This window comes from Streptomyces sp. NPDC002676 (genome assembly GCF_053592455.1).
Window position 1 is genome coordinate 220,298 of sequence record NZ_JBSFVT010000011.1, and the last position, 25,596, is coordinate 245,893.

Sequence of the window (25,596 nt, forward strand, 5' to 3'; positions counted from 1 at the left end):
ACCCACCATCCGTACAACGCCGGTGTACCACGCGCTGTCTTCACCATGGGCAGCCGAGCAGCCGAGCAGCCGGCATCACCCACCGCCGCGCCAGACCGCAGTATGCCTCCCGTTGCTCCTACGACCTTCGCACTCGTCCGGCCGCCGTGGCTATGACGGTCGCGGTCCCGCCGGCACGCGCGCGCTAATCCGCGCAGGAGTGGCGACCTGATGGCACGCCATCACTACGGCTGACACCCAGCGCTCCTTCTACCGGCGCGGTACTACCGGACCCGCTGACTCCGATCTGTGCCGACGGCCGTACCACACAAGACTCCGACAGGGCATGACCATGACATTTCGCGAAAGAATCCATCTGATCTGGGACTGGAACGGGACGCTCCTCCAGGATCAGCAAGCCAGGCTTGTGGCATGCAACGAATCCCTCGCCGCCGCCGGACTGCCCGCCATCGACATGGACACCTACCGGCGAACCTACCGCGTCCCCGTACCCGACTTCTACGCCGTCCTGATGGGGCGTCGGCCTACCGCAGTGGAATGGCAACTCCTCGACAGCGTGTACCAGGAGAGCTACGCCCGCCAGCTGCCGCACTACCGCCGCCTGATGCCCGGCGCACGTCAGGCCCTGCTCAACTGGCAAACCGCAGGCGGCACCCAGAGCCTGTTGAGCCTGCACACACACGACCTTCTCCTCGCCGAGATCACCGCTCTCGGCGTCGGCAGCTTCTTCCGTCCCGCCGAAGGCCGCCTCGGCCCCACCGGCGGAACCAAGGCACGCGCCATGCGACGGCACCTCCAGCGCCTTGGTGTCGAACCGGCGGACGCCATCGCGATCGGCGACACCCTCGACGACGCGTACGCCGCTCAATCCTGCCAACTTGCCGGTGTCATCCTGTTCACCGGAGGCTCACAGCACTCGGAGAACCTGAAAGCCGCCGGCGTTCCGCTGGCCGGCACACTGCCCGAGGCTGTCAGCATGGCCCTGGAACTCCGGGCCACCCACAGCGTGAGCGAGCCACACGCCGCGACCTCCACGGGGCCGACAACCGTCGAATGGACTCCGAGACACCCCCACTCAAGTTGACGACGCCGTCGATTGCCTCTCTCGGCTGTTTCTGAGCGCATCCCATGCCGTCGGCACATCGGCGGGGTCGAGCTCGCGCCAGAATCGGTGAGCCACGATCTTCCCGACGAGTTCGGCTGCCCGCGCCCGCAGCCGGGCGACCGTGGCGGCGTCGTCTGTGTTCCTTGGTTCGACTGGCCCTGGAGGACTGCCGAAGCAGTTCTTCAAGGCGTCGTGGACCTCATCCAGTTCCGTCTGGGCATCGATCAGATCTTGAGGGTATTTGTACGAGATCACCCCTCGAACAGTTGTGCATGGTTGCCGTAGATCAACAGTACGTCCGCCCTCTTGGGTCATCCTTCGTGACCTCTCCTGCTGTCGACCGTCACGGCCACCACGTCGATGCAGGCGGCAACCGCGCCTATCGGCACCCTGCCCCGACGGCGAGCCCTTATGCATCTTTTTCGGCTCTGACCGTTCTTCAACCTGCCCTGCATGTAATGGGGGGACGGCGGGACGAGTTCGTGCAGACCGAGGCGGGCCGTGCCCCGGCGAGCGAAATACCCCTTCTTCGCTGGTTGTGTCCTGGTGCGGATGCGAATGTTTTGTGGATTATGTAGAGATGCAAGATCCTTTTGATGTTACGGAGTCCTTATCTGGACGGAAGATCGGGGCGGCGCCGCCTGGTGACCGGGTGTCAGATGAGGAGCGTCGACTCGGCCAGGAGTGCGGCGACCTGGGGGTGCCGCTGATGGGGCCGCAACTGCTCACGAAGCGTGTGGAGATGGCGGGTGGCGCGGGCGGAGTGGAGGGTGGGGTAGGCGGTGAGGAATGTCCCCCAGTGGGGGAGGGCTTGATCGAGGTGCCCGAGACGGAGGTGGGTTTCGGCGAGGTACGCCCGGGTCAGGATGGTGGCGCGATGTTCGGCTGGTGTGCGCAGGCGCAGGGAAGTGGCGAGGGCGCGGACGGCGCCTGCGGGGTCGCCGAGGGCTGTGAGGGTCCGGGCGCGCTGATAGTGCAGGGCACCGGGCGGGTAGGCGGTGAAGGGGCCGGGTGCCGCGTCGGCCCGGGAGAATAAGGATTCCGCCCGAGCCAGGGCGGCCAGGGCGGCATAGCGGTCGTAGTGGGCTTGCACTACCGCCAGATGGGCTTGGGCGTAGGCCTGGACGGCGGGCGCGGCGCGGCGGGCATAGACAGCGGCCTGGTCGGCAAGGTTGAGAACTGCCGTGCTGTGGTGGCCGAGGTCGTAGGCGTGGGTGGCCATAGCACGCAGGATGATGGCGAATGTGGCGGAATCGCCGGCATCGGCGGCTAGCTGGGCCGCGACCTGGTGGTAGTGCTGCGCGGTGCGGTCGTGCCCGCTGTCGGCGCACATCGTGGCGAGCAGCAGGGTCAGCTGAGCGGCGGCGGACAGCAGATCTCGGTGGAAAGGTTCGCGTAAGCGCGTATACAGCAGGGGGATGACGTCGTGAGCCAGGCAGGCGGCCAGTGCAGAGCGCACAGGCTGCCCGCCGTATTGCTCGGCCGCGCTGTGGAACAGATCGGTCATACCGCGTATGCGCCCGGCTTCGGACGGTCCGAGAGACAGCGCCCCGGGGCCGGCTTCCGGCTGGCGCGGAGGGCGACGAGTGGGCGTGATCTGGTCTGGGAGGGTCAGGGCGGCCAGACTGAAGACGCGGGCGTCGAACGGCATCGGACGGGTGGGGTCGAGTTCGGCACGGGTGAGCCGGGTGAGTTTGTGGACCGGTTCGGCCTGCCAGGAGAGGGCCACAACGCCAGCGGGGGCGTCGGTGAGGCCGGCCTCCTGTGCTGTGATGGGCCTGCCCAATTGGCGGGAGAGACATTCCAGCAGCAGTGCGGGGGCGGGTGGTCTGGGCCGCATACCCTCCAACCAGCGCCGCACTGTGGTGTGGTCGTATGACACCGCTAGGCCCTGCTCGGCGGCGACCGCGCGCAGCGCGCGGGCGAGCTGGGTGGGACTCCAGTCGGCTGACCGTACGAGCGCCTGCAGACGGGTGTTAGGTATTCGCGGCATATGCCTCACCCCCATGGCGGCAACACCACTGGACCACCACCGCACCGGCAGCCATCGCCCTGCGCGCCTGCCGCGCCGGATCCGTGGGCGCGGTGGTGCTCTAAGGGGAATACCCCCGGCGCACAAGTTGCTAACGGCTCATTTCGCTCGGTGTGACCTTGCTGCAGCGGGTGGTGCCGCTGGCTCCGGTGCCACCCGTCAGTACGGACTGGGCACCGGGATCACCTCTGTCCGTCATGGATCTACTTCTGGCCAGTTCTTCAAAAGTGTCCGATTGGGAGTAGCTGCGTCGCTACTGTGACTTCGGGCGTTGAGGGCTGGGCCGGTTCGCCATCGGCCGGGGCTGCGGGGGAATTGGATGGCCGAAATCGGTGAGCTGTTGGCAACCGTCTGCCGCGAACTCGGCGGGGGCGGGCTGCGGGCGATCGCCGTTGATGCCGGGGCGGCCGAACCCCTGGACCGAATCCTGGCCGAACTGCGCGGCGACGTAGGGCAGGAGCGCCTGGCCGCCGCACTGCTTGAACTCCACGCGGCGTTGATCCGGTACGGAGTCGCGGGCGGGCTTGCCCCGACTGTCAGACGGCAGTACCGGGCCTCGCCTGCCTCCTCTGCCGGGAGCCTTCCGACGATCGAGGTCTGGGCCTGCCCGGCCGGCCGGTGCAGCCGCTGGCACGCTGTCGCCGACGCTCTCGACGAGCCACCCACGTGCGAGGTGACGGGTACGGCACTGACGCGTAAGCACATTCGATGGTGACATCCCTGCTCTCCGAGCTCGGCAAGAGGCTCGCGGAGCGCTGGGTGAGCGTGCTGGTGGGCCCGGGACTGCTGTTCGTCGGCGCCACGGCGGTCGCCGGGGCACTCGGGCACCGGCAGGCACTGGACCCCGGTGCTCTGCGGACGTGGATGACCGGTCGGGCGGGTTCCCCGCACGCCCGCGACACGGCGACTGTCGTCCTCGTCGTGTGCGCAGTGCTCGCCGCATCCGCTCTGGCCGGGCTGGCCGCCACCGTCCTCGGAAGCGCCGTTGAGCTCCTGTGGTCGTTGGAAGGCGACCGCCGGCCACTGCGTTGGCTCGCCGACCGGCGGCGCCGGCGGTGGGAGGCAGCCGGCCGGCGACTGGGGGCAGCCGTCTCCGCTGCCGTCGGCCCCGCTGCCCCCGAGACCGCGGCCGATCACGTACGGTCGATGATGGTCGCGCGGGACAGGATCAGCCTCGTGCCGCCGCAATACCCAACCTGGACCGGGGATCGGTTGCACGCACCGGACACGCGCGTGCGCGACGCTTACCATCTCGATCTCGGTACCGCCTGGCCCCGGCTGTGGCTGGTGATGCCGGACACGGCCCGGACTGAACTGGCTGCCGCCCACGATGCCTACACGGCATCCGCACGCCTGTGGGGATGGGCGGTGCTCTACGCCGCGCTGGGCACACGGTGGTGGCCCGCGGAGCTGGTCGCCCTCGTCGCCGCCACCACGGCATGGTTGCGTTCCCGTGCCGCTGTCGCGGCGCTGGCCGAACTGACCGAGTCTGCAGTCGACTTGTACGGCAAGAACCTCGCCACCGAACTCGGCGTCCCGCACGCCGGTGCGCTCACCCCCGAGGTCGGCTTCGCCGTCAGCCAACGACTCCACAAGGGCCACATCTCCCTCGCCGACGCCGAGCCCCCGCCGATCGCAGGAAGGACACCGCTTCAGTGACAGAAGAGCCTTCGCCAGCACAGCGGCAACCGGACATCCTCGGCGCGCTGGTGGACGACCTGTGGAAACGCATCGACGTGTGGCGGGAGTGGCAGGACCCGAGACCGATCCTCGACCCCCAGGTCGTCGAAGCGACCCGGCAGGTCAGGAGACTCGCCGACCAGGCCGAGGACCCGGTAGCGGCGATCACGGCGAGGCACGCCGTCGGCTGGATCCACTACTACCGTGCACTGGCCGGCCCGGAAGGCGACGATCGCGGGCAGGACACCTTTGAGGCGCTGAGGGTGTTCACCTGGCTTTGGGACAATGCTCCGGAGCACATCGCCCAAGGGCTGGTACCACCGGAACTTGTGGAGCTGCTGCGCCAGAGCGCCGAAGCACACCGCGGAATGCCCGAGGCGCCGGAGGCGGCCGCACACGTGGCAGGCATCATCCTTGAGGAGGGGACCGGCCGGAACGACCCGACGGCCCTCGACAGAGCGATCGGCCAGATGGCAGCCCTCGCTGAACGCATCACCGTCGGCCACCCTTACCACCCGCTGTGTCTCGCCTACTCCGCCGTTCTGCTGCGCACCCGGTACGAGCGGGTGGGCAACCCGGAGGATGTAGAGGAAGCAGTACGGCTCGCACGGCGGTCCCTGAACGAGGGCACCACCTCCGACCTGAAGATCACCTGCCTGTCCGCCCTGGCCAACGCGCTCACGGCCCAAGGGCGTACCCAGGACGATCTCCGGGGCGTCGAGGAAGCCGTCGAGCTGCTGCGGGAGGCAGTCGCCTTAGCCGAAAACACCGGCTACCCGGACATGACGGCACTGCTGGGGTCACTGGCGGCCGCGCTGGGGACCAAGGCCGAACACACGCAAGCCATGGCCGACTACCAGGAAGCCGCTGAAGCTGGCGAACGCGCCCTGCACAGCGCCGTCCCCGGAACGTCCGTACACCATGACCTGGCCCGGAACTTGACTCGCACGGCTCACCACCTGGCACGGCTGACCGGTCGGACGACGCTCCTGGACCGCTTGGCCGAGACGCTGTCGGCGGTCGGTGGCGAGGGACCCGACCGTGCCCGCCCGCTCGATGCGCTGGCCCATCTGCTGATCCAGAGGTTTGAGACGACGGGAGATCAGGGTCATCTCGACGCAGCCGTGAGCGCGGCCCGGGAAGCCCGGAAGGCAGCACGCTCGGCGGCCGATTGGCTGGAGTTCACCCTCACTCTCACCATCGCCCTGCAGATCCGCACGGACCACGTCCAGGAGCAGCAGGACATCGACGAACTGGTGACCCTGGCTGAGCAGGTCGTGCACCACATGCCGGCCGGCGAGGGCCGACGTGCCATGGCGCTGTCAGTCCTGTCGGTCGCATTGCGAACCCGCTTCGAGCTCGAGAAGCGGTGGAGCGACCTGGAAGCCTCTGTCAGCCGCGGACGTGAATCCCTGGCCGCTGCGGGGCCCGCGGTCCGTGAGGGATGTCTCAACAACTTCATGCTGGCGCTCAAGACCCGCTACGAGGCGCGCGGCACACTCACCGACCTCACCGAGGCGATCGAGCTCGGCAGACAGGCCGTCACGGCCAAGCGGTGCGGCCCCGCGGTCAGATACACACTCGCCCATGCACTGATGACGATGTACCAACGGACCCTGGACAAGGATCACGCCCTGCTCAACGAAGCCATCGAGGAAGCCGGAGCGTCGCTCGAGGCAACCGAAGAGGGCTCCCCGGCCTGGGCACTGCGGGCGTCAATGTTCGGCACGCTGCTCCGCAACCGATACCAGCGCGATGGCAGTCCCACGGACGGCACCCGCGCTCTCGCCCTGACCCAAGAAGCCTTGGACCGCACGCCCCCGACACACCCGGACCGCTGGCGCCGGATCATGTCGGTTGCGAACACGCTGCATGCCCTTGCCGGCGCCTCGTCGTCGGCCGAGACGATGGCCGAGGGAATCGCACTCGTCCGGCAGGCGCTGGAGGCCGCCCCGGAAGGGGCGTACGAGCGCCCCAAGGCGCTGCTGAATCTGGCCCTGAGGCTGTGGGATCTCTTCCAGCTCGACGGCTCTCGGACACGGACGCGCGAAGAGGCCATCGACCTGTGCCGCACCCTCACGGGCATGTCCGACGCGCCCACGCACATTCGCATGGAGGCCGCGCGGAACTGGGGCGTGCACGAAGTGCTGCGCAGTGGGAATCCGGCCACCGCCCTGGAGCCGTTCGCAGCGATGATCGACCTGCTGCCGACGTTGGTCTGGCGGGGCGCAGGCCGGCGAACCCAAGAGCGTCTACTGAGCGAATCCGCCGGACTGATCAGCGCGGCGGCCGCCGCCGCGATCGCGGCCGGTGACCCTGCCCGCGCGGTGGACCTTCTCGAACGAGGCAGAGGGATCCTGTGGGCGCAGCGGTCACAGGACCGGTCCGAGCTGTCGGCGCTGCGCGCGGCCGCACCCGAACTGGCCGACGAACTGGAAGCGGTCCGACGGGAGTTCGCAGACTTGCCAGATGACGACTCGGGTGAGGAGCTGGGACCGACACGCGTCGGGACGTCAGACCGCCGGGTCGCTCTGGCGATGCGCTGGGACTCCGTCGTCGCCCGCGTGCGCGCCGGGCCGCGTTTCGAGACCTTCCCCCACGTCGCCACCGCGGAGCCGGGTACGGCCGCCGCCGCAGGCCCCGTGGTGATGATCAACCTGCACCACGGCGGCTGGGGGAACCACGCCATCCTGGTGACCGCGGACGGCATCAAGGCGGTAGAGCTTCCGGTCGACGATGCAAAGGCCGTGGAGCGGATCACGGAGTATTTGGGCACCCTTCATGACGCGGACCGTGATGCGGGGATAGCCGTTCAGCACCGGCTTGAGAAGACCATCACCGACACCCACAAGTGGATGTGGGACACGATCGCGGAACCTGTTCTGACCGCCCTCGGGTTCGACCGGGCCCCCGCAACTGGCGAGCCGTGGCCCCGTCTGTGGTGGTGTCCGACCGGAACGACCACGTGGTTGCCGCTGCACGCAGCCGGCCACCACGGTCCGCAGGGCGGCGGACGGACGGTCATGGACCGAGTCGTCTCCTCATACACGCCGACCCTCGCCGCGCTCGCCGCGGTCCACCGCGGCCAGGAGGCCGCGTCCGACGCGGAGAAGGACACCGCGTCCGAACACCGCCGGGAACGCATGCTGATCACGAGCGTGGTGCAGATCGGCGCTGAACCGCCGCTGCGCGGCGTGGCCAGGGACCGGGACGGGCTCGCGGCGCTGTTCGGGGAGGGGCGCACGACCGTCCTCGACGGCCCGGACGCCACGACCCACGCCGTCGTCTCGGCGGTCCGTCAGCATCCCTGGCTCCACATGGGCTGCCACGGCGCCTGGGATCCGTGGCAGCCCGCACGAAGCGGTCTGCGACTGTGGGACGGCATGCTGACCATCGCCCACCTGGCGGCTCTGAACCACCCCCACGGGCAGTTCGCCTTCATCGCGGCCTGCCAGTCGGCCGTCGGCAGCATCGGCGTGCCGGACGAGATGATCAGCTTCGCCACGGCCCTCAGCCACGGCGGATTCCGCCATGTCGTCGGGACCCTGTGGACCGTCGGAGACGAGGATGCCTCGCTGATCACCCGCGGTCTCTACCCGCGACTCATGCCGGGCGGCGAGTTCCACCCGTACGAGGCCGCGGAGGCCCTTCATCATGTGGTGCGAGGGTTGCGTGACAAGATGCCGCAGCTGCCCAGTTGCTGGACACACTTCGTCCACCTGGGGCCATGAGGCGCGCAGCCGCTGGCCGGCGTTCGCACGGGCATCCCTCCACTCCACCACCCCCGCCCTCGTCGAGGCTGTCCCTTGGGGCGTTCCACTGAGCACTTGCCAAGGAGCCCGCGTGCGCCCCTAGGTGAGGCGGTGGGCGGCCGGACCTGGGCCGTCATCGGCGTCGGCGGAGTTCCCGCACGAGTTCAACGACGGCGTGCGGGATGCCGGCGCGGTCCTGCGACGCGGTGTCCTTCAGCGCCAGGTCGGCGATGGTCACCGCGGCGATCGCGAGGATCGCGAGCCCTGCCAGGAGCACCGCTGCCCACCGGATGTCCATGTGTCAGTCCTTCCCCAAGCGGCCTCGACCGCCCCGGACGAGGCGGCCACGAGCACTGTTGCTAGGACCCCGGGGGTCGGCAATGGATGCTGGATCGCCGGATTTCCGGCCGCAAGTCCCCAGGCCACAGCGCCGTCCGGTCCTGGGCCGCCGGATTGCTCCGGATCGGATCAGCACCCGAGTAGAGGAGGGGGAGGGAAGTGAGCACGACGGAAGAACCTACGGGCCGGCGAGCTCTGGAGAGGCAACTCGAGCTGCTCCAGGCCGAGCTGAAGCGGCGGGGGAGGGGGGAAGGCGGCAGGGACCTGTCCCACAAGACGGTCAACGGCTGGTTCCACAAGAAGAGGGGCGCTCGCAGGAGCCCAGGGTGCAGAGCCGTCACGGGGCGCGGCGTGCCCGTGCCGGCCGAGGAGATCAGCCTCGCCGCAGTGATCCGCACGGTGGACGGCCCGTTGGCCAAAGTACGGGACCTGAGCCTGTCGAGCCTCAAGTATCCGGGGGCGGCGGCACTCCCGGACGTGTGGCGGGCGGTGCGTACCAGCCTGCGCCAGGTGTTGGAGACCACTACGATCGCCGATCTCGCCCGCGGCGAACTTCCAGAGGTCGTACGGCACCGAGTGGAGGAGTACACCGCCGATGTCCGCCGTTACGGGAAGTGAACTCTTCTCAACCGTGTTCATTGCAGAATCCGTTGAGCACAGGCCCCGGGGACATGGAGCCCCTTGAGGGCGGTTGATCCGCCTGAGCCCCGAGCTCCCGCCCGAAACCACGGACGGATGTCCATCGCGCTGCCGAGTGAGATGTCGAGCAGAGCCGCGAGCATCCAGGCCCGGTACTCGATCGTGGGCAGCGGCATGAGCAGGGCGAAGCCTCGCTGGAGCTCCACGCCGCGCGAGCAGGGTGACTGGCAGCTCCATCACTGCCTCCAGACCCGACAGCATGACCGGCTGACCATGACGCCGGTGATCCTCGCGAGGACGTGACACCGGGGGAAGGCTGTCGGTGGCAGCTCGGGCAGTGGGGCGAGGCGAGCAAAGCGGTCAGGACGAGGAGTCCGCTTGCCCACAGCGGCCCACGTTTCCCCACACTGGCGAGAGCGGTCGCAGCAATGAGGGAGCCGACGGCGGCGCCGACGTTGAGTGCCGCCGTGGCATAGGCCCCAGCCAAGGTGGGAGCTCCGGCCGCCTCATAAAGGACCCGCGTGATCAACGTACTGCCCACCGCATCCCCCTGAGATGCCTTGGCAGCCCTCGTTCCGGCCGTCGATCAGACCGTGGTCAAGGGGGTGAGTGATCAGCGATGCTCGGGGCGCGGACCTGTGGTTGATGGGGACATTTGAATCTGGCTCTGGCCGCAGTTCCGTGAAAGCGGAGGTCAGCGAGGGGAAGACACCATCCGTCCTTGGGTGCCCGTACCGTCGCGATCAATGCGCTCGGGGACTTAGGGACAGTGGGCGGCTGTCTTGTGAGGATCGACGGCTCGGCCGGTTCATGCCTGGAACTCGGTGAGGTCGATGGCGTGAATGCGAAGCGGGTAGCCGTACACCGGGTGTGTCGTCTCCCGCTCGGGCACCATGCCGAGCTTGCGGATGACGTTCTCGGAGGCGTTGTCACCCACCCGGTTGATGCTGATGACGCGGTCCAGGCCGCGGTCCTGGAGAGCGAACTCCAGTGTGGCGTGGGCGGCTTCGGACGCGTATCCCTGGCCCCAGAACTGTGAGCCGATACGCCAGCTGATCGCCACGGCGGGCATCACCTCCGGCAGGAAGTCGGGCACGGACAGTCCCGTGAAGCCGATCAGTTCGCCCGAGGCCAGCAGCTCGACGGCGAAGAGTCCGAAGCCCTCCTCGTCCCACTCCTCCTCCCACCGCTCGATGTCCTCGGCCGTGTGGTCCAGGTCGCGCACCGAGCCGTCGTCGATCCAGCGCATGACCCGTGGGTCCGCGTTGATGTCCGCCATCGGCGCGAGGTCGTCGTCGTGCCAGCTACGGAGGAGGAGGCGGGGTGTGCGGATCTCGGTCATGCGCCCATCCTGCCAAGACAATGGCCTGATCCGTAATCCGGCGCTGGCCCGCGCTGCCGCTGCGGAACCACGAGGCGTCAAGCCGCCTGCACCGCACACCGTGACGGGTGACTGTCTTTCCTGCGGTGGTCGAGGTCGGTCACGTTGCTCCGAGGGGGTGATGGCTCCATCACGACCTCGGGCCGGACCAGGACGACATCGACAGTTTCCTGCGCTCCCCAGCCTGCGGAAATCGTCCATCCCTCCCGCGGGTGCGCACCCGCCGACGGGGTCAGCCGGCCGGCCAGGGCACGGCCAGCGGCCTGGGACAGGGCGGTGCTGCGGCCGATGTACTGCCGACGGCCTGCGGTGTCGTAACGGCCCAGCAGCACCGTCCGGGGCGCAGCGAGGGATCCGGTGACCGCGCCGATCACCGCCTCGGTGGTGAAACGCACCCTGCGCTTCCGCCACGACCGCACACCCCCGCGGTAGGGCTCGTCCAGCCGCTTGAAGCACAGCCCCTCCAAGCCGGCCGCCGCCCAGCCCGGCCGCTGCTGCGCCATGGTCGGTCGGTGGTCGACGGGCACAAGGTGAACGGGCACCGTCAGGCCGTGGCCGGCGAACAGTTCCTCCAGCGCCCCGCGCCGGCCATTGGCGCGCCACCTCTACCGCAGCCGCCCCGCGCCGGGCGAGGCGCTGCTGAAGGCGTTCGAACGCCGGCCGGTCCCGCTCCCGCACCACCAGCCGTCCAGGCCGGTATCCGCCGGCAGTTGCGCGAGGGCCGCCGCCCGGATCTCGGGGAACGAGGCCGTCATGTCCGTTCTCTGGGCCACGTACCCTGTCGCGGCAAGGACCAGGCACGTGGACCCGGTTGTGGGCGAAGTTCCGGCTCGGGGAGTCAGCGTCGGGGTGTCTGGGATGTTCTGCCGCGAGGGTCGGTTCCTGGGGCGGGCGGAAGAGCCGAGACGCACCGCTGTCAGGAGGCGGCTGGGGAGACGTGGCGGGCCAGCTCCGTGGCCAGCCGTCGCATGACCGTGCGGTTGGCGCGCCGCATCGTGGCCCGGACCACAGGTGCCAGCAGGCGGTCGGCGAGAGGGGCACGTGCCCAGGCGTACATGAACGAGACGCGGGTCCGACCGGTTCGCAGCGGTTCGATGGTGTAGATGCCGTGAGCCAGGCGCCGACCGGCCGCACTGACGTTGCGTTCGACGATGCGCCGCGGTGCGTCGGTTTCGACGACCTCGATGGTGACGCTGGTCTTTGCGCCGGCCAGCGCGGCGGTGACCGTGGCGCACGATCCGACGCCGCGACCGGGGCCGCTGTAGCGCCAGTCGGTCAGGTAGTGGTCGGTGAATCGCTCGTGGTGAGCCATGACATCGAGGAAGTCGTAGACCTGCTCGGGCGTCTGCGGTACGTCGATCGACACGGTGACAGACTGCATGTACCACACGGTACATGCCTCATGTACCAATTGGTACACTCGCGACGTGATGGATGCGGATGACGTGCGATCAGAGGCCGCGCACGGTACGGAGGGGGACCGGCGCGCCCGGCTGGTGGACGCCGCCGTCGACCACGTCGCAGCACACGGCATCGCTGACCTGAGCCTGCGCCGCCTGGGCGCTGCGATCGGCGTCAGTCACCGCATGCTGATCCATTACTTCGGCTCCAAGGAACAGTTGCTTGTCGAGATCGTCAGGACGTCGGAGCGGCGCCAGCGCGATCTGCTGTCCCGGCTGCGGCTGGAGCCCGGTCTCTCACCCGCCGATGTCGCGCGGCGACTGTGGCAGCAGTTGACGGATCCCGGGCTGGCCGGTCAGGAGCGGCTCTTCTTCGAGATCTGCGGGCACGCACTACGGGGCCGCCCCGAGGCCGTCCCGGTCCTCGAAGGGCTCGTGACGGACTGGCTGGAGCCGCTGGCGGCCGCCGAGATGGCCGCAGGGACGGATCCTGCCACGGCCCGCAGCCGCGCCAGGCTGGGGCTTGCCACCGTCCGCGGTCTGTTGCTCGACCTGCTCGCCACCGGTGACCGCCCCGGCGTCGACGCGGCAATGGAGGAGTTCCTCCGGCTGTACTACGGCTCGCAGTGACGGAGTCGCCGATCAGGCTGAGCAGTTGGCCCAGAAGACGCATCGCCTTCGAACAACGGCCGCCGAGGTGGACGTACGACGCTCCGCAGGCTTCCTGAGACACATTTGAGCGTCTGGAGAACCGTCCCCCTTCGGCTCGCCGGCCCACCTGGCGTGCAGTGAGGGGCAGTCCACGGCCACGGTCAGCATCGGCTCGGGCAGGGACCACGTCATGCCGTGATGCCTTCCACGCCGACAGCCCGGCGAACAGCGCACCGCCACCCGGCAGTCGACCGACGCCGACCGGGACTAGATGGATGAGTCCGATGTCCTCAGTGGTCATACGCGATCAGTGAGCGCTTGATCGTGGCGTTGGTGGTCCAGTTGTGCCGGATGGCGGCGGCGAGGGCGAGCAGTCGCTGACCGGTGCGGGCGAACACGTCGGCCTCGGTTCGTGCGCTGTGTTGCTCCAGGCTGAGGTGGCCCTGGTCGCGTGCCCTGGGGCGCATGACCTGGCCCGCTGGTCGGCGCCCGGGAGCGCTGAGCGATCAGAACTGCGAGCGCAGTGCGTCTGGTACCGTCCGGCTCGTTGATCATTTTCAGGGGTGGGGGAGACGACATATGCGTGCTCGGAACTTCGGCGGGTCCGCGGTTGCGGCCGTGATCGCTCTGGCGGTCACCGGTTGCAGCAGTGGTTCGGGTGATTCGAAGGGGTCCGAGGACAGTGGCGCCTCCTCCGCCAGTTCCCCGAGCGCCGTGGCCAAGGCGATCGGCGCTCCCGGGACCGTCACCGTGTCGTGGTGCGACGTGAAGGGCGGCACCAGCGGCGCGCCGAACACCCAGCAGCTGACGCTCGCCTCGTACTCCGTGACAGACGGACAGGAGGTCGCCCGCAGGGTGTCGGTGCTCCCTCCGGGCGCGGACACCGGGATCCTCTGCGATTCCACTCCCACCGGCCAGACAAGCGTCCCGAGCGCCCTGAGGGGGGCCTTCAACAAGGACTTCACGCTGGTCGCTGGTGTGATGCCGGCCCTTCAGCAGTCGGCAGGAAGTTCGGACGGCCCCGCCGTCGCGTTCTCGCTCAAGCCTCAGAGCACGCCGGTCGGGGCCCCGTCCGCCGATCCCGTCACAGCCGGTGCCAAGGACCGTACGCCGGTCTTCCAGAGCGGCACGTCGACGCTGTGGTACGAGAACGGCGACCGGCACGTGATGAGCCGTGACCTCGGCCGGCGGGGCGCCGCCGCCACCGACCGCGGGGTCTCGCACAACTGGGGCTTCGTCCTCGCCGGCGACCAGCCCTGGTCCCGGCTGCCCCTGGGCAGCGACTTCAAGGACGTGATCGTCAACCCGTCCGGCACGGCCGCGGCAGCCGGAGGCAGCTTCGGCAGCGGGATCTGGCTCAAGGATGCCGCCGCGCCCTCATCCGGTGATGAGTACGTCGAGCCGCTGCGCTTCGGTCCGAACTCCTCCGGCACTGGCGACAAGGCTCTGCCCGGGGGCGGCACCGTCCCCCAGTGCACCCCGAAGTTCTGGATCGACGACCACAGCCTCTTCTGCGCCGGCAAGGGCTTCTCCCGCGTCGTGCTCTCGAACTCCCTCGACTCCGTGCAGAAGGTCGAGCAGCTCCTGCCCGACAACGACCGCGACAACCGTGCCGTGGCCCCCTCGCCCGACCTGAAGTCCGTTGTGTTCCTGTCCCGGCAGGGCCAGGACGTCGCCGAGCTGTACCGCCTGGACCTCACCCCCGGGGCCGCCCCGAAGAAGATCGGCACCATCACACCGAACAGCCCCGGCGTGCAGTCGGAACTCCGCCTGGTCGCCTGGCAGTAGCCCTGTCTGTTCCGTGGCCTTGGGCCCCGGGGACCGGTACAGGGGCCCCGGGGTTCCCCGAATGCCACCGCAGGCAGCCTGTGCACCAGGCCAGGCTGCTTGAGATCTGCGACACTGGGCTTCACCGAGGAGAAGTAGCACGCATCTGGCGTTGGCCCCGAATGAGTCCGATGTCCTCAGTGGTCATACGTTGGCCCTGTTCCTGGTGTCGCTCGTGGGCTTCATCCCGGCATATGTACAAGGTGAACTCGCCGGCCTGGCTGCCCTGTCGCCACCCTCCACGGTGTGGGGGATCCTTCAGGCCGTCGGCATCGACCCCGCTCCGCAGCGCTCCGGCCCGACCCGGCGCCAGTTCCTGACCGTCCGGCCCAGGGCATCATCGCCGCCGACCTGCCTCACCTGCACTCCTTCGCGAACGGCTTCGAACTCGACCGCGACGCCGGCGACGCCGGACTCATCGAGGTCGGCCGATGCGGCCAACTGTGAGGCACAGAGTGGCCATGGAGATCGTTCAGGAAGCCGTCGGGCCGTCGGTCGTTCGGGCGTTGTGGCCGGGCATCAAGGGGCGTCGTCGTGCGCCTCCGCTGCGAGTGCGACGCGCCGCAGCAGGTCGGAAAGGGTGCGGCGTTCGTCTTGGGTGAGGGCGCCGAGCAGTCGATATTCCTCGTGGCCGATCACGTCCATCGCACCCAGCCAGGTTGCGCGGCCCGGTTCGGTCAGTTCGACGTCGACGCGACGCCGGTCTGTCTTCGACGGTGTACGGCGCACGAAGCCGCGGCGCTCCAGGGCGTCGAGGCGGCCAGTAACCGAAGCCGGGGCGAGGTCGAGGTCGGCGGCGAGCTCGGACGGGGTCGCCCAGCCCGCGCGGGCGGCGAGCTTGTGCAGGGTGTCGAACTCGTGCCGTTCCAGTTCACAGTTGACCAGCGACCGCTCGCGGACCTTGCTCAGGTGCGAGGTGATCTTCTGCATGCGGGTCACCGCGCCCTCGATGTCCGGATCGAGATCGGGCAGCACCGTCTTCCAGCGGGTGACGTGCTCATCCGTCCAGTCCTGCCCCGTGGGCGCGATCCGCTCCATGACTCCAGGATACGGCGCGACGCTTCAGCCTCTTATATTTCGACACCAGATATTTCGTTGACGAAAGTTCGATGCCGAAATACATTCAGGTGTATGTCACACCGACTGCTGCGCAACCGTCCTTTCCAGCTGCTCTTCCTGGGGCGATCGCTGTCCCTCGTCGGCGACGCCGTCGTGCCCGCCGCGCTCTCCCTCGCCGTCCTGCGGGCCACCGGCTCCACATCCGCCCTCGCACTCGTCCTCGGTTGCGCGATGGTCCCGCGACTTCTGCTTCTCCCCCTCGGCGGAGTCGTCGCCGACCGGTTCAACGCCCGGACCGTGGCACTCACGACCGACCTCGTACGCGGTGCCGCACAACTCTGCATCGGCTTCCAACTCCTCGACCATACGCCGGTGTTGTGGCAGATCGCGTTCGCCGCGGCGGTCGGCGGGGCTGCTTCCGCGTTCGCCATGCCGACCCTGCCGCGGCTGATCACCGGCACGGTGCCGGACAAGGACCGGCAAGCCGCCAACTCCGCGCTCGGCGTGGTCAGAAGCGCCACCGGCCTCGGCGGCCCGGCCCTTGCCGGCGTACTCATCCTCGCCGCGGGACCCGGATGGGCGTTCATCCTGGACGCCATTTCCTTCGCGGCCAGCGCATCCCTGCTCGCCGTAATCCGCATCGCGCACGTCCCAGTCGGGCACCGCCCCCTCCGCACCGACCTCGTGGAAGGCTGGCAGGAGGTCCGCAGCCGTGACTGGTACTGGACGAGCCTGATCGCGCACGCCGTCTGGAACGGCGCCGCGGCCGTGCTGACGACGCTTGGACCCGCATTGGCCGTACGGCAGTTGGGCGGTGAGCAGACCTGGGTGGAGATCCTCCAAGCCGGCGCAGTCGGACTGCTGCTCGGCTCCCTCCTGGCCGGACGCGCCCGCCCCCGCCGTCCGATCCTCGTGGCCAACCTGGGCCTCGCGACGTATGCCCTGCCCCTCGCTCTCTTCGCAGCCGGCGCCCCGGCCGTTGCCGTTATCGCCGCCTACGGCCTCGCCCTCGCCGGCCTCGGCTTCCTCAATCCTGTCTGGGAGACCTCCGTCCAGGCTGCCATCCCGCCCGGCGTGCTGGCCCGCGTCACTTCGTACGACTGGCTCCTGTCCCTGGGCGCCATGCCCCTCGGCTACGTTCTCGCCCCGCTCGCGGCGAGCGCGTGGGGCCCGCAGGCTCCGCTGTGGGCCGCAGCGGCCGTGGTGGGCGTGGCTTGCGCCGGAACCGCAGGCGTACCGGGCGTCCGCCGCTTCACGGCCACGGACAACGTGGCCGACCCCCTCACACCGGCGACCGCATCCAGTGGCCAGCACAGGGACGAGCACTCGGCCGAACCGGCGCGCACATCAACTGGTCACAGCACTAGCCAAGGCCCGTCTGATAATTGATCTTGACAGACGGGGTGTGGGACCGGATGCGACGGCTCGGCCGCAGCTTGGAGGTCATTGGTCACCATCACCTGAGCCAGTCTGGCCGCGACGGTGATCACGATGCCCCACCCCGGAGCATCGAGATAAGCCTCATCTCGGGCGCAGCGACCCACGGACTCTTGCACCGCCGAGTAGACCGTTCCCAACTCTTGCATGAGCGTGACCTCCTCCTCGGTCCGAAGGCTTTTGCCCAACCATGGAGCGGGGTCGTCAGCGTTGCAGAAGTCGTCGAACAGCACGTTGATCACGTAGTCCAGGTCCTCATGCTCCTCCGGCTGCAGCCACACGTCGCGTTGCCACGAGGGACTCGCCAGAGCGAGAACCGCCGGAACGACATGCAGACGAAAATCGGGGAACTCAATGCCGTGATCAGTCACCCAGCCAGGCTACTGAGGCGGTGAGGGACGCAGCGTTGTCCGATCACGGAACTGCGGACAGAGCCTTGAAAATCCCCACCTCGTACTGAGGGACTCGCCAAACCTGCTCAGATGATCTCCCCACTTGGCGATCTGCGGCGGCCCCCTTGGCCGCGCCGGTCGTGGCTGCCAGACTGCGGCGGTGAACATTCGGGGGGATGGGCGGGTTGGGCCGCAACCGTTCGCGTTACGGCCGGTCGCGTTCGTGGCGGCTGCTCTCGCCGCAGTGTTGATCGCGCTGTCTGGGCGGTACGGCTTTCATCGCGACGAGCTCTACTTCCTGCTCGCCGGCCGACATCCGGCCTGGGGCTACGTCGACGAGCCGCCGCTGACCCCGTTGCTCGCCCGGGCCGGCGCCGCCGTATTCGGCGCGAGCCCGACAGGACTGCGGGTCATACCCGCCCTGCTCTCCGCATGCTCCGTGGTGCTGACCGCCCTGCTGGCCCGGGAGCTGGGAGCCGGTCGTGGCGGGCAGATTTTCGCGGCTGGGTGCTGTGCCTGCTCGGGGTATGTCCTGGCCATTGGCCACTTGCTGTCCACCAGTACCTTCGATCTGACCGCCGAGCTGGGCGTCCTGCTCCTGACCCTTCGGCTGCTGCGGACCAGAGACCCCCGCTGGTGGCCGGCCCTGGGCGCGATGATCGGGGTGACACTGCTGAACAAGCAGCTCGTCCTGTCGCTGCTCCTCGCACTGCCGCTGGGTCTGCTGGTGGCCCGCCCCCGGCGCGAGCTCGCGCGGCCCCCTCGGCCCGACAGTGCAGGGCTGCTCCTCGGACCGCTGCTCGCGCTGTTCCTCGCGCTCCTCATATGCGCACCCACACTCTGGTGGCAGGCCACGCACGGCTGGCCCGAGCTGAAGGTGGCCCGGGTTCTCAGCCACGTCCAAGGCGTGTCGGGACGGCTGCTGTTCCTGCCGCTCCAGTTGCTCCAGTTCTCCCCGGTCCTCGTTCCAGTCGCGATAGCCGGCCTGCGTCGGCTGCTCCTCGATGACGAGCTGCGCTGGGCCCGGCCGCTGGCGCTCGCCTACCCGGCGCTCTGCATCCTGGTGCTCCTCGGCGGCGGCAAGCCGTACTACCCGCTCCCGCTGCTGCTCGCCGTGACGGCGGCCGGCTGCGAACCCGTCGTCCACCGTGCCCGCCGGTCCTGGCGAACCCTCACACCCTTTCTTCTCCTGGCGGCGGCCACCAGCGCTCTGGCCGCCCTGCCAGTGCTGCCGGTCTCGGCGGTCGCCGTGACCAACGCCATCGACGTCGACCAGGGCGAGCAGGTCGGCTGGCCCCAGTTCACTCGTGCCACAGCGGCCGCCTGGACCGCGATCCCCGCAGCACAGCGCGCCCACGCTGTCCTGCTCACCTCGAACTACGGCGAGGCGGGCGCCCTCGCCCGCTACGGGCCCGCCTACGGGCTCCCCATCGCCTACTCCGGTCACATGAGCCTGTACGACTGGGGCCCGCCCGCGGACAACCACGACGGCCCCGTCCTGCTGGTCGAACAGGCCGACGGTCAGCACCGCCTGGAACGACCCTTCACCAACTGCCACACCGTTGGCCGGATCGACAACGGCCACGGCATCAGCAACCAGGAGCAGTACGCAGAGGTCGTGCTGTGCGAAGGCATGCACCAGCGGTGGTCCGTGCTCTGGCCGTCACTGCGCCAGTACTGACCCGCCGTCAATCATCAGGGCCGGTCGACCGCCGGTCGGCGCGCTTCGCACGCACTTCTCGTGCAGCAACGGGAGTCCGGCCCGGTTGAACATCTGCCTCGGTTGAACTCCTCGTGCCGGTCCAGGACACGCTGGACGACCAGAGTCGGCGGCAGCGCGCCGAGCAGGGGTATCTGCACGGGCTGGTCCCGTCCGAGCTCGGCGTGCTTCTCCAGACAGCCGCGGTGCTGGTGCCAGACCTGCTCGACGGCCCGGGACAGGCTCTGGAGCAGGCGCCGGCGATCAGCGACTTGGACCGCGTCCCGGCAGGCCGTGGTCTCGGTGCAGCTGTAACTGCTGTCGCGGTCACGGCAGATGACCTCGGCGCCGGGGTACTTGGCGAGCCACGCGATGAGGGTGTCGGAGGAACGGTCGGGCAGCAGGTCGATCACCGTGGAGGCGTCGACGTCGACCAGGACGGTGCCGTAGGCCTTGCCCTTGCGGAAGGCGAAGTCGTCCACGCCCAGTACCCGCGGGCTGCGTGCCGATCTGGGGGAACGATCGCCTGGCTACACGGCTTCCGCCGCCTGCGCATCCGCTGGGAACGACGCGACGACATCCACGAAGCCTGAGGCATGGCTGTCGTTGGATGCGGCGCATGCCGCTTCGGACGGCTCTGACGAGGTGGTCTCGGTCGGCGAAAACCACGTTGGCCGTGGCAGAGCGACGGAGTACGACCAGATGCCCTCGGGTTGGATCACGGTTCAGGAGGCCGGGTCCAAGGGAACAGAGTGGGGTCGCTTGCCGAGCCTGACAGTCTGGGCCACCGGGTCCACGCCGGTGACCTGCAGCATCCGGACCTCGGAGCTGGAGGCACCATGAACCGGCGTTGCTGTCAGAAGTTTTGACTGTGTGTGATCTGAACGGTCAGGGTGTGCGTGTGAGTGATGACCCGAGGATCGGTTTCATCCAGGCGGACGTGGCCCGGTTCTGCGCGGCACCGCCGAGCTGACCACGCCCAGCTGACCCGGCCGAACGGGTGAACGGCCAGGCCATGATGCACCCGACCACAGCGGAACGGGAAGCCATCCAAGCACCGATTCCGTGAGGAAAGGACTGCGCTGTGCGCCGAGCACTGATCGTCGTCGATGTTCAAAAGGACTTCTGTGAAGGCGGCAGCATCCCCGTGAAGGGCGGCGCCGACCGGGCCCGCGCCATCGCCGACCTCGTCCGGCGCTCGGCCGGCGACGGCTACGCGCACGTCGTCGCCACCCGCGACCACCACATCGACCCGGGCGGCCACTTCTCTGACCACCCGGACTTCCAGAACTCCTTCCCCGTGCACTGTGTCGTCGGCAGCGAAGGCGGAGACTTCCACCCGAACTTCGCGCCGACCGCCGCCTCCGGGGCCGTCGACGAGGTCTTCTACAAGGGTGCGCACTCCGCCTCGAAGAGCGGCTTCGAAGGCTCGGCCCAAGACGGCACATCCCTGGCCGAATGGCTTCACGCGCGCCGCGTCAGCGACCTCGACGTCGTCGGCATCGCCACCGACCACTGTGTGAAGGCCACCGCGCTGGACGGCGCGAAAGCCGGCTTCGCCGTCCGCGTCCTGCTTGACTACACCGCTGGCGTCGCCGCCGACACCACCGACAACGCCATCGACGAAATGCACCAGGCAGGCATCACACTGACCGGCGAACCCGTCGTCCTCGGCTGACCGTTCACCTGCGGATGACGCCTTTCGCCTACGCGGACATCACCCTCGAGTAGTGCCAGCCGGTCGAGAGGAGCAGCACCGATGGACAAGAGGCCCCTCGCGTGCCTATGTCACCGAGAGGTCCAGCGGCGTACGCATGATCGTGGAGGCGGGGACGTCGGCCCCTGCGTTCCTCGGGTACACCGAGGCGCCGAGCAACGACGCCAAGGAACGGTTTACCTGCCCGTTCGGCGCGGGCGAACGGGTCGTTCCGCAGCCGATCCACGGCTGGCAGGAGTTCACCGACCGCTACAGCATCGTCGAGCTGGGCGGCGAACTGGCCGTCCTGCTGAAGAAGCAGAGCAACAATCAGGACCTGACCCCCGTGGAGTTCAAGCGGATCCAGGTGCTCCAGCGGTGCTTCACGCTGGCCGAGGCGGTGTATGGGTTCTTCGCCAATGGCGGCGGGTCCTGCTACGTGGTCGGGTTCCTCAGCCCGTACCAGACCGTGACCGAGACGGCACTGGCCGGTGACGCCGGCGAGCGTACGGGGCTGGGCGGGCTGGAGACGGTCCCCGAGGTGACCATGGTTGGCCTCTGGGACATGACCGTGGCCGCCACCGAAAGCGCGACGCCGCCACAACCGGACCCACCGACCGGCAAGAAACTCATCGACAAGGTACTTGCCCACTGCGCCGAGCAGCGCAACAGGCTCGCAGAGGTCGACACGCCGCCCGCCCCGTCCGTCGACTTGCTCAAGCAATTCGTCGACACGCTCGCCTCACGCGACACGAACGAGGTGGCGCGGGCAATCGGTCACCAGTTTCCTGGCCGACCAGTGGCGGCAGGGGGGCGCTTCTGGGGCGTAACCTCGAAGAGGCGTTCTACGTGATCTGTGACAACACGAACAACACGCAGACGACGATCGACGCCGGTCAGCTGGTCTGCGACATCGGCGTCGCACCCGTGCGACCCGCCGAGTTCGTGCAGTCCACCGTCACCCTGGTCGCCGGCCAGCCCGGCGGGAACGTCTGAGGCCACCCATCGACGGTGCACATCGGCAGTCAGGACCTCAACAGCGGCATAGCCAACACTGCCTAACCTCGCCGGGCCGCCTGCCGGTACGCCGACGGCGTGGTCGCGTAGTGGTCAGCGAAGGCCTGGCGGAGGGTCTCGGTCGTGCCGAGACCACAGCTGCGGGCGATCGCGGACAGTGGCAGCCCGGTGGTCGCCAGGAGCTGGGCGGCCGCTTCGGTGCGCAGCGCGCGAACGTGCCGGGCCGGGGTGGTGTCGAGCTGGGCGGCGAAGAGCCGGGTGAGATGACGGGGGCTCACTCCGGCTGTCCGGGCCAGCGTGGCGGCGTCCAGCTTGGCGGCGAGGTTGGCGGTGATGTGCGCGCAGACGTCGCGGACCAGCCGGTGCTCCGCAGGCGGCGCGGCGGCGAGATGCATGCTGACCTGCGCCTGGTTGCCGGGGCGCTGCAGGTAGGCGACCAGCGAGCGGGCCACCTGGCGCGCCAGTTCCGGGCCGTGGTCCTGTTCGACCAGGGCGAGCGAGAGGTCAAGTGCACTGGTGACGCCTGCCGAGGTGTGGACGTTGTCGTCGGTGACGAACAGTGGCGCCGGGTCTACGCGGACGGTGGGGTAGCGGGCGGCCAGCTGGGCCGCCCACATCCAGTGGGTGGTCGCGCGGCGGCCGTCGAGCAGCCCGGCGGCTGCCAGCACGGTGGCGCCGGTGCACACCGACACCACCCGGCGGCTGAGCCCAGCCAGGCGGCGCAGATGGGTGAGCACCCGGGCGTCCTCGGCAGCCGCCTGGTGCCCGAGCCCACCCGCCACGAGCACGCTGTCGAGCGGGCCGGCGACCTGTTCCAGCGCCCCGGCGGCCAGCGTCAGGCCGCAGGTGGTCCGCACCGGGCGGCCGCCGAGCGAGACCAGCTCCACCTGGTAGCCGGGGTCCGCGCCCCAGCGGCTCGCCGCGTCGAACACGTCGGCGGGGCAGGCGATGTCCAGGAGTTCGGCGTCCGGGTATCCGATCACGACCACGCGGCGCACGAGCGGCTCCTGGATCCAAGGGGCGGTGTCCGAAAGACAGGGATCACAGGATTTCAGACCGGACCGGCCCGCAGGCCTCCGCCCCGGGCGAAGCTGACGGCATGACCGCAACCAGGACCTTCGCCTTCGTGCTCTACCCCGGCCTCACACCGCTCGACTTCGTCGGGCCGCTCCAGGTGCTCGGTGCCCTGCAGGAGTTCGGCCTCGGCTTCGAGGCCGTTACGGTCGCCGCCGATGTCGAGCCGCTGCACACCGACGTCGCGGTGTCCGTTACCGCCTCGCACACCTTCGCGCAGGTGCCCGAGCCGTTCGGTCTGATCGTCCCAGGCGGCGGTGCCGCGACCTTCGCCGCCCTAGCGGACGAATGCCTGGTCGGCTACGTCCGGCGGGCCGCCTCCACGGCCGAACTGGTGGGCTCGGTCTGCACCGGCTCGCTGGTGCTCGGCGCCGCCGGGCTGCTCGAGGGCCGGGAGGCGGTCACGCACTGGGCCGCCATGCCGATGCTGCGGGCGTTCGGCGCGACGCCATTGCCGCGGCGTTGGGTCGCGGACGGGCCGGTCCGCACTGCCGCGGGAGTGGCGGCCGGCATCGACATGGCCCTGCAGCTGGTCGCCGAGCTGGTGGGCGAGGACGCCTGCCGCATGATCCAGTCCGCCATCGAGTACGACCCCCAGCCGCCGCTCGGTCCGATCGACTGGCCGGGCCTGGACCGCGAGCCGATGGAGTCCTGGCTGAGATCGCAGGCGCAGAGGGGACTGGCGGCCCATGCCGAGCTGCGTAGCCGCCTGCTCGCTCACTGAGCGGCCCTGGGGAGCCCGCCAGGGCCTGTCCAGGCGATCCCGGGCCGACGGCGAGCGGATGCGGGCGCGGGGTGACCGCCTGTTGGTCAGCCCCCGCGCGCCGATGGTGCAACGTCGCCCGCCTGCCGAAGATCGGCTGGACAGGCCCTGGCACGGTGGTGGGTGGCTGTCAGGTGTGCGCTCATTCCTGTGTGTGGGGTGTCGGGTTCGGGGTGTGCTGGCTGGTGTGAGCGAGGGTGTTCGGCTGGCGCGTGGTGTGGTGGTGCGTCGGTTGTTGGCGGTGGATGAGGCGTCTGGTTCTGTGTCGTCGCTTCATGTGCAGGTGATGGCCGAGGCTGCCGGGGTGACCGGGCGGACGGTGTGGCGGTGGTTGTCCGAGGCCCGGGCGGGGCGGTTGGAGCTGGCGCCGCGGCAGGACAGGTTAGTGCTGAATGATGAGCTGGGGGCGCGGTTGGCGGAGGTGGGTGGGAACGTCGCGGCTTGCACCGGCGGATGAGGGACGACGGTGCGGTGGAGGGTGTGCCATCACTGGGTACGTTGCACCGTTCGGTGAGCCGTGATCTGCGCGCGGGGCGGGTGCTTCAGGTGGCGCGGTCGGCGCGGGGACGGGTCGAGGCCGGCCGCTATGACCGGGTCCTGGATGTGTTGAAGCTTCAGCGGGCGGGTGAGGGCCTGCCGGTGGTCGACGTTGAGCCGGGAAAGGCGGCCGCTGCTGTGCCGGATGAGGATGGCGTCCCGCCGTCGCGGGGTGGGGTGCGGTTGTTCGTGCCGGGTGCGCGGTTGGTGTCGACAGCTGGGGTTGCCGCGGTGGTGGAGGCGGTGGGGCATACGGTCGCGGCGCGGGGGATCGGGTGCGTGTTCGGGGAGCCGGGGGTGCCGGTGGCGGTGCAGCAGGCGCTGCATCTGTTGCCGTCGCGGTTGCCGGTGTGGCGGGCAGTGGTCGGGGTGAAGCCGGGCCTGGCTCAGATGCGCGCGTCGCTGCTGGAGGCGTGGGGGTTGCCAGCGGGTTCTCCGGCGCACCGGGCGGGGTCGGCGGACCGGGCTTTGGGGGGAGGCATTGCGAGCGCCTGGGGTGCTGTTCTTCGATGATGCGCAGCGTCTGTCGCCTCCGTTGCTGGACTATCTGAGGCTGCTGTGGGACGAGCCGGGGACGGCTGCGGCGCTGGTGCTGTGCGGGGCGGGTGCGAAACGGACGATCGCGCGGGCGCCGGCTTTGCGGTCGAGGGTACTGACCTGGAACCAGGTCGCAGGGGTGGAACAGGACCGGCTTATGGAGACGCCGGCCATGTTTCACGACGTGTGGCAGGGCGTGGATCCGGCGGATGTGGAGTGGGCGGATGCCACGGTGGCGCGGGGCAACTTCCGCACCTGGGAGAGAGCAGCGTGCTGCTGGCGACGAGAGTCACGAGCCGACTGCCAACCGCAGCTGCAAATGGGGCAATGCCGGGAAGGCACGTCTGCCAGGCGGTGGTCAGACCCCGGCGTGCGGGTGCGCAGCCCATGGCGATGGTGTGCGCGGATACTCATTGCGAAGCCTACCGGCTGCCGCCTCATTGCGGCCCGGCGCGGCGCGGGCAGCACAACGGGGGCCAGCCGGTCCGGCTGGCTCACCGGCGGCGGCCTGCCACCTGCACGGGCTGATCCGGCGCTGGGCGGGCCTGGAGGACGGCTCGGACCTCGCCACACAGCAGG

The 25,596-nt window shown here is 69.3% G+C and carries 24 protein-coding genes and 3 pseudogenes; 14 read left to right on the forward strand and 13 right to left on the reverse strand.

Annotated elements, in window-relative coordinates:
- The first annotated feature begins 331 nt into the window (after positions 1–331).
- The gene (locus ACWD3E_RS27930; RefSeq protein WP_451390373.1) at positions 332–1,084 is read left to right on the forward strand and encodes an HAD family hydrolase; all 753 of its coding nucleotides are present in this window, start codon (positions 332–334) and stop codon (positions 1,082–1,084) included.
- On the opposite strand, the gene ACWD3E_RS27935 is transcribed toward ACWD3E_RS27930, so the two are convergent.
- Positions 1,076–1,360, reverse strand: a complete 285-nt coding sequence (locus ACWD3E_RS27935; protein ID WP_451390318.1) for a hypothetical protein — start codon at positions 1,358–1,360, stop codon at positions 1,076–1,078. The genes ACWD3E_RS27930 and ACWD3E_RS27935 overlap by 9 nt on opposite strands.
- Before the next feature lie 400 nt (positions 1,361–1,760).
- Positions 1,761–3,098, reverse strand: a complete 1,338-nt coding sequence (locus tag ACWD3E_RS27940) for a hypothetical protein (protein ID WP_451390319.1) — start codon at positions 3,096–3,098, stop codon at positions 1,761–1,763.
- Positions 3,099–3,456: 358 nt separating this feature from the next.
- Here ACWD3E_RS27940 and ACWD3E_RS27945 point away from each other — a divergent pair, with 358 nt between their 5' ends.
- Genes ACWD3E_RS27945 through ACWD3E_RS27955 form a run of 3 tightly spaced genes read left to right on the forward strand, consistent with a single transcriptional unit; the run spans position 3,457 to position 8,548 of the window.
- Entirely contained in the window at positions 3,457–3,852 is a 396-nt protein-coding gene (locus ACWD3E_RS27945; protein WP_451390320.1) for a hypothetical protein, read from the forward strand.
- Entirely contained in the window at positions 3,846–4,796 is a 951-nt protein-coding gene (locus ACWD3E_RS27950; RefSeq protein WP_451390321.1) for a hypothetical protein, read from the forward strand. The genes ACWD3E_RS27945 and ACWD3E_RS27950 overlap by 7 nt, the downstream gene beginning before the upstream one ends.
- Complete coding sequence (locus ACWD3E_RS27955; RefSeq protein WP_451390322.1) at positions 4,793–8,548, forward strand: CHAT domain-containing protein; 3,756 nt, start codon at positions 4,793–4,795, stop codon at positions 8,546–8,548. Before ACWD3E_RS27950 ends, ACWD3E_RS27955 begins: the two co-directional genes overlap by 4 nt.
- A gap of 154 nt (positions 8,549–8,702) precedes the next feature.
- Here ACWD3E_RS27955 and ACWD3E_RS27960 read toward each other — a convergent pair whose 3' ends face one another.
- A complete protein-coding gene (locus tag ACWD3E_RS27960) occupies positions 8,703–8,867 on the reverse strand; it encodes a hypothetical protein (protein ID WP_451390323.1) in 165 nt (54 codons plus the stop codon).
- Between the two features lie 392 nt (positions 8,868–9,259).
- On the opposite strand from ACWD3E_RS27960, the gene ACWD3E_RS27965 reads away from it, so the two are divergent.
- Positions 9,260–9,526, forward strand: a complete 267-nt coding sequence (locus ACWD3E_RS27965) for an Rrf2 family transcriptional regulator (protein WP_451390324.1) — start codon at positions 9,260–9,262, stop codon at positions 9,524–9,526.
- 364 nt (positions 9,527–9,890) lie between these two features.
- Here ACWD3E_RS27965 and ACWD3E_RS27970 read toward each other — a convergent pair.
- The 5 genes and pseudogenes from ACWD3E_RS27970 to ACWD3E_RS27990 all read right to left on the reverse strand — a co-directional run.
- Positions 9,891–10,091, reverse strand: a pseudogene (locus ACWD3E_RS27970) (Cmx/CmrA family chloramphenicol efflux MFS transporter); the annotation flags it as partial.
- A 264-nt stretch (positions 10,092–10,355) separates the two neighbouring features.
- On the reverse strand, positions 10,356–10,889 hold the full coding sequence (locus ACWD3E_RS27975; protein ID WP_451390325.1) for a GNAT family N-acetyltransferase: 534 nt from the start codon (positions 10,887–10,889) through the stop codon (positions 10,356–10,358).
- 77 nt (positions 10,890–10,966) lie between these two features.
- Positions 10,967–11,431, reverse strand: coding sequence for a hypothetical protein (locus ACWD3E_RS27980; RefSeq protein WP_451390326.1), 465 nt, complete (start codon positions 11,429–11,431; stop codon positions 10,967–10,969).
- Between the two features lie 102 nt (positions 11,432–11,533).
- Complete coding sequence (locus ACWD3E_RS27985) at positions 11,534–11,683, reverse strand: hypothetical protein (protein ID WP_451390327.1); 150 nt, start codon at positions 11,681–11,683, stop codon at positions 11,534–11,536.
- A gap of 161 nt (positions 11,684–11,844) precedes the next feature.
- Positions 11,845–12,309: an SRPBCC family protein gene (locus tag ACWD3E_RS27990; RefSeq protein ID WP_451390328.1), complete on the reverse strand. Its 465-nt coding sequence runs from the start codon at positions 12,307–12,309 to the stop codon at positions 11,845–11,847.
- 49 nt (positions 12,310–12,358) lie between these two features.
- On the opposite strand from ACWD3E_RS27990, the gene ACWD3E_RS27995 reads away from it, so the two are divergent.
- The gene (locus ACWD3E_RS27995; protein ID WP_451390374.1) at positions 12,359–12,958 is read left to right on the forward strand and encodes a TetR/AcrR family transcriptional regulator; all 600 of its coding nucleotides are present in this window, start codon (positions 12,359–12,361) and stop codon (positions 12,956–12,958) included.
- Between the two features lie 311 nt (positions 12,959–13,269).
- Here ACWD3E_RS27995 and ACWD3E_RS28000 read toward each other — a convergent pair.
- Positions 13,270–13,425, reverse strand: a pseudogene (locus tag ACWD3E_RS28000) (IS982 family transposase); the annotation flags it as partial.
- A 133-nt stretch (positions 13,426–13,558) separates the two neighbouring features.
- On the opposite strand from ACWD3E_RS28000, the gene ACWD3E_RS28005 reads away from it, so the two are divergent.
- Positions 13,559–14,767, forward strand: a complete 1,209-nt coding sequence (locus ACWD3E_RS28005) for a hypothetical protein (protein WP_451390329.1) — start codon at positions 13,559–13,561, stop codon at positions 14,765–14,767.
- A gap of 285 nt (positions 14,768–15,052) precedes the next feature.
- Positions 15,053–15,253 carry a hypothetical protein gene (locus ACWD3E_RS28010; RefSeq protein ID WP_451390330.1) on the forward strand — a complete coding sequence of 67 codons (201 nt, stop codon included), beginning with the start codon at positions 15,053–15,055 and terminating at the stop codon, positions 15,251–15,253.
- A 72-nt stretch (positions 15,254–15,325) separates the two neighbouring features.
- On the opposite strand, the gene ACWD3E_RS28015 is transcribed toward ACWD3E_RS28010, so the two are convergent.
- Positions 15,326–15,844 carry a MarR family winged helix-turn-helix transcriptional regulator gene (locus ACWD3E_RS28015; RefSeq protein WP_451390331.1) on the reverse strand — a complete coding sequence of 173 codons (519 nt, stop codon included), beginning with the start codon at positions 15,842–15,844 and terminating at the stop codon, positions 15,326–15,328.
- A 93-nt stretch (positions 15,845–15,937) separates the two neighbouring features.
- Here ACWD3E_RS28015 and ACWD3E_RS28020 point away from each other — a divergent pair, with 93 nt between their 5' ends.
- A complete protein-coding gene (locus tag ACWD3E_RS28020) occupies positions 15,938–17,254 on the forward strand; it encodes an MFS transporter (protein ID WP_451390332.1) in 1,317 nt (438 codons plus the stop codon).
- Here ACWD3E_RS28020 and ACWD3E_RS28025 read toward each other — a convergent pair.
- On the reverse strand, positions 17,221–17,673 hold the full coding sequence (locus ACWD3E_RS28025) for an SCO4402 family protein (RefSeq protein WP_451390333.1): 453 nt from the start codon (positions 17,671–17,673) through the stop codon (positions 17,221–17,223). The two genes, ACWD3E_RS28020 and ACWD3E_RS28025, sit on opposite strands and share 34 nt — an antisense overlap.
- Positions 17,674–17,938: 265 nt before the next feature.
- Here ACWD3E_RS28025 and ACWD3E_RS28030 point away from each other — a divergent pair, with 265 nt between their 5' ends.
- Positions 17,939–19,375, forward strand: coding sequence for an ArnT family glycosyltransferase (locus ACWD3E_RS28030; protein WP_451390334.1), 1,437 nt, complete (start codon positions 17,939–17,941; stop codon positions 19,373–19,375).
- Between the two features lie 14 nt (positions 19,376–19,389).
- Here the strand turns inward: ACWD3E_RS28030 and ACWD3E_RS28035 are convergent, their stop codons facing one another.
- Positions 19,390–19,875: a transposase gene (locus ACWD3E_RS28035; RefSeq protein ID WP_451390335.1), complete on the reverse strand. Its 486-nt coding sequence runs from the start codon at positions 19,873–19,875 to the stop codon at positions 19,390–19,392.
- 602 nt (positions 19,876–20,477) lie between these two features.
- Here ACWD3E_RS28035 and ACWD3E_RS28040 point away from each other — a divergent pair.
- Together ACWD3E_RS28040 and ACWD3E_RS28045 are read left to right on the forward strand one after the other, a co-directional pair.
- Positions 20,478–21,071: an isochorismatase family protein gene (locus ACWD3E_RS28040; RefSeq protein ID WP_451390336.1), complete on the forward strand. Its 594-nt coding sequence runs from the start codon at positions 20,478–20,480 to the stop codon at positions 21,069–21,071.
- A gap of 788 nt (positions 21,072–21,859) precedes the next feature.
- Positions 21,860–22,085 (forward strand): annotated as a pseudogene (locus ACWD3E_RS28045) (hypothetical protein); the annotation flags it as partial.
- A 62-nt stretch (positions 22,086–22,147) separates the two neighbouring features.
- On the opposite strand, the gene ACWD3E_RS28050 reads toward ACWD3E_RS28045, so the two are convergent.
- Entirely contained in the window at positions 22,148–23,104 is a 957-nt protein-coding gene (locus ACWD3E_RS28050; RefSeq protein WP_451390337.1) for a GlxA family transcriptional regulator, read from the reverse strand.
- Positions 23,105–23,205: 101 nt separating this feature from the next.
- Here ACWD3E_RS28050 and ACWD3E_RS28055 point away from each other — a divergent pair, with 101 nt between their 5' ends.
- Positions 23,206–23,904 carry a DJ-1/PfpI family protein gene (locus ACWD3E_RS28055; protein ID WP_451390338.1) on the forward strand — a complete coding sequence of 233 codons (699 nt, stop codon included), beginning with the start codon at positions 23,206–23,208 and terminating at the stop codon, positions 23,902–23,904.
- A 549-nt stretch (positions 23,905–24,453) separates the two neighbouring features.
- Complete coding sequence (locus ACWD3E_RS28060) at positions 24,454–24,993, forward strand: hypothetical protein (protein WP_451390339.1); 540 nt, start codon at positions 24,454–24,456, stop codon at positions 24,991–24,993.
- The last annotated feature ends 603 nt before the right edge of the window (positions 24,994–25,596 follow it).

Bases quoted from the DNA above. Each gene is read 5' to 3' on its own strand.
- ACWD3E_RS27945 (WP_451390320.1), top strand. From the start codon at position 3,457: ATGGCCGAAATCGGTGAGCTGTTGGCAACCGTCTGCCGCGAACTCGGC.
- ACWD3E_RS27950 (WP_451390321.1), top strand. From the start codon at position 3,846: ATGGTGACATCCCTGCTCTCCGAGCTCGGCAAGAGGCTCGCGGAGCGC.
- ACWD3E_RS27940 (WP_451390319.1), bottom strand. From the start codon at position 3,098: ATGCCGCGAATACCTAACACCCGTCTGCAGGCGCTCGTACGGTCAGCC.
- ACWD3E_RS27975 (WP_451390325.1), bottom strand. From the start codon at position 10,889: ATGACCGAGATCCGCACACCCCGCCTCCTCCTCCGTAGCTGGCACGAC.
- ACWD3E_RS27995 (WP_451390374.1), top strand. From the start codon at position 12,359: ATGGATGCGGATGACGTGCGATCAGAGGCCGCGCACGGTACGGAGGGG.
- ACWD3E_RS27990 (WP_451390328.1), bottom strand. From the start codon at position 12,309: ATGCAGTCTGTCACCGTGTCGATCGACGTACCGCAGACGCCCGAGCAG.
- ACWD3E_RS28020 (WP_451390332.1), top strand. From the start codon at position 15,938: ATGTCACACCGACTGCTGCGCAACCGTCCTTTCCAGCTGCTCTTCCTG.
- ACWD3E_RS27980 (WP_451390326.1), bottom strand. From the start codon at position 11,431: ATGGCGCAGCAGCGGCCGGGCTGGGCGGCGGCCGGCTTGGAGGGGCTG.
- ACWD3E_RS27985 (WP_451390327.1), bottom strand. From the start codon at position 11,683: ATGACGGCCTCGTTCCCCGAGATCCGGGCGGCGGCCCTCGCGCAACTG.
- ACWD3E_RS28005 (WP_451390329.1), top strand. From the start codon at position 13,559: ATGCGTGCTCGGAACTTCGGCGGGTCCGCGGTTGCGGCCGTGATCGCT.
- ACWD3E_RS28055 (WP_451390338.1), top strand. From the start codon at position 23,206: ATGACCGCAACCAGGACCTTCGCCTTCGTGCTCTACCCCGGCCTCACA.
- ACWD3E_RS27930 (WP_451390373.1), top strand. From the start codon at position 332: ATGACATTTCGCGAAAGAATCCATCTGATCTGGGACTGGAACGGGACG.
- ACWD3E_RS27960 (WP_451390323.1), bottom strand. From the start codon at position 8,867: ATGGACATCCGGTGGGCAGCGGTGCTCCTGGCAGGGCTCGCGATCCTC.
- ACWD3E_RS28015 (WP_451390331.1), bottom strand. From the start codon at position 15,844: ATGGAGCGGATCGCGCCCACGGGGCAGGACTGGACGGATGAGCACGTC.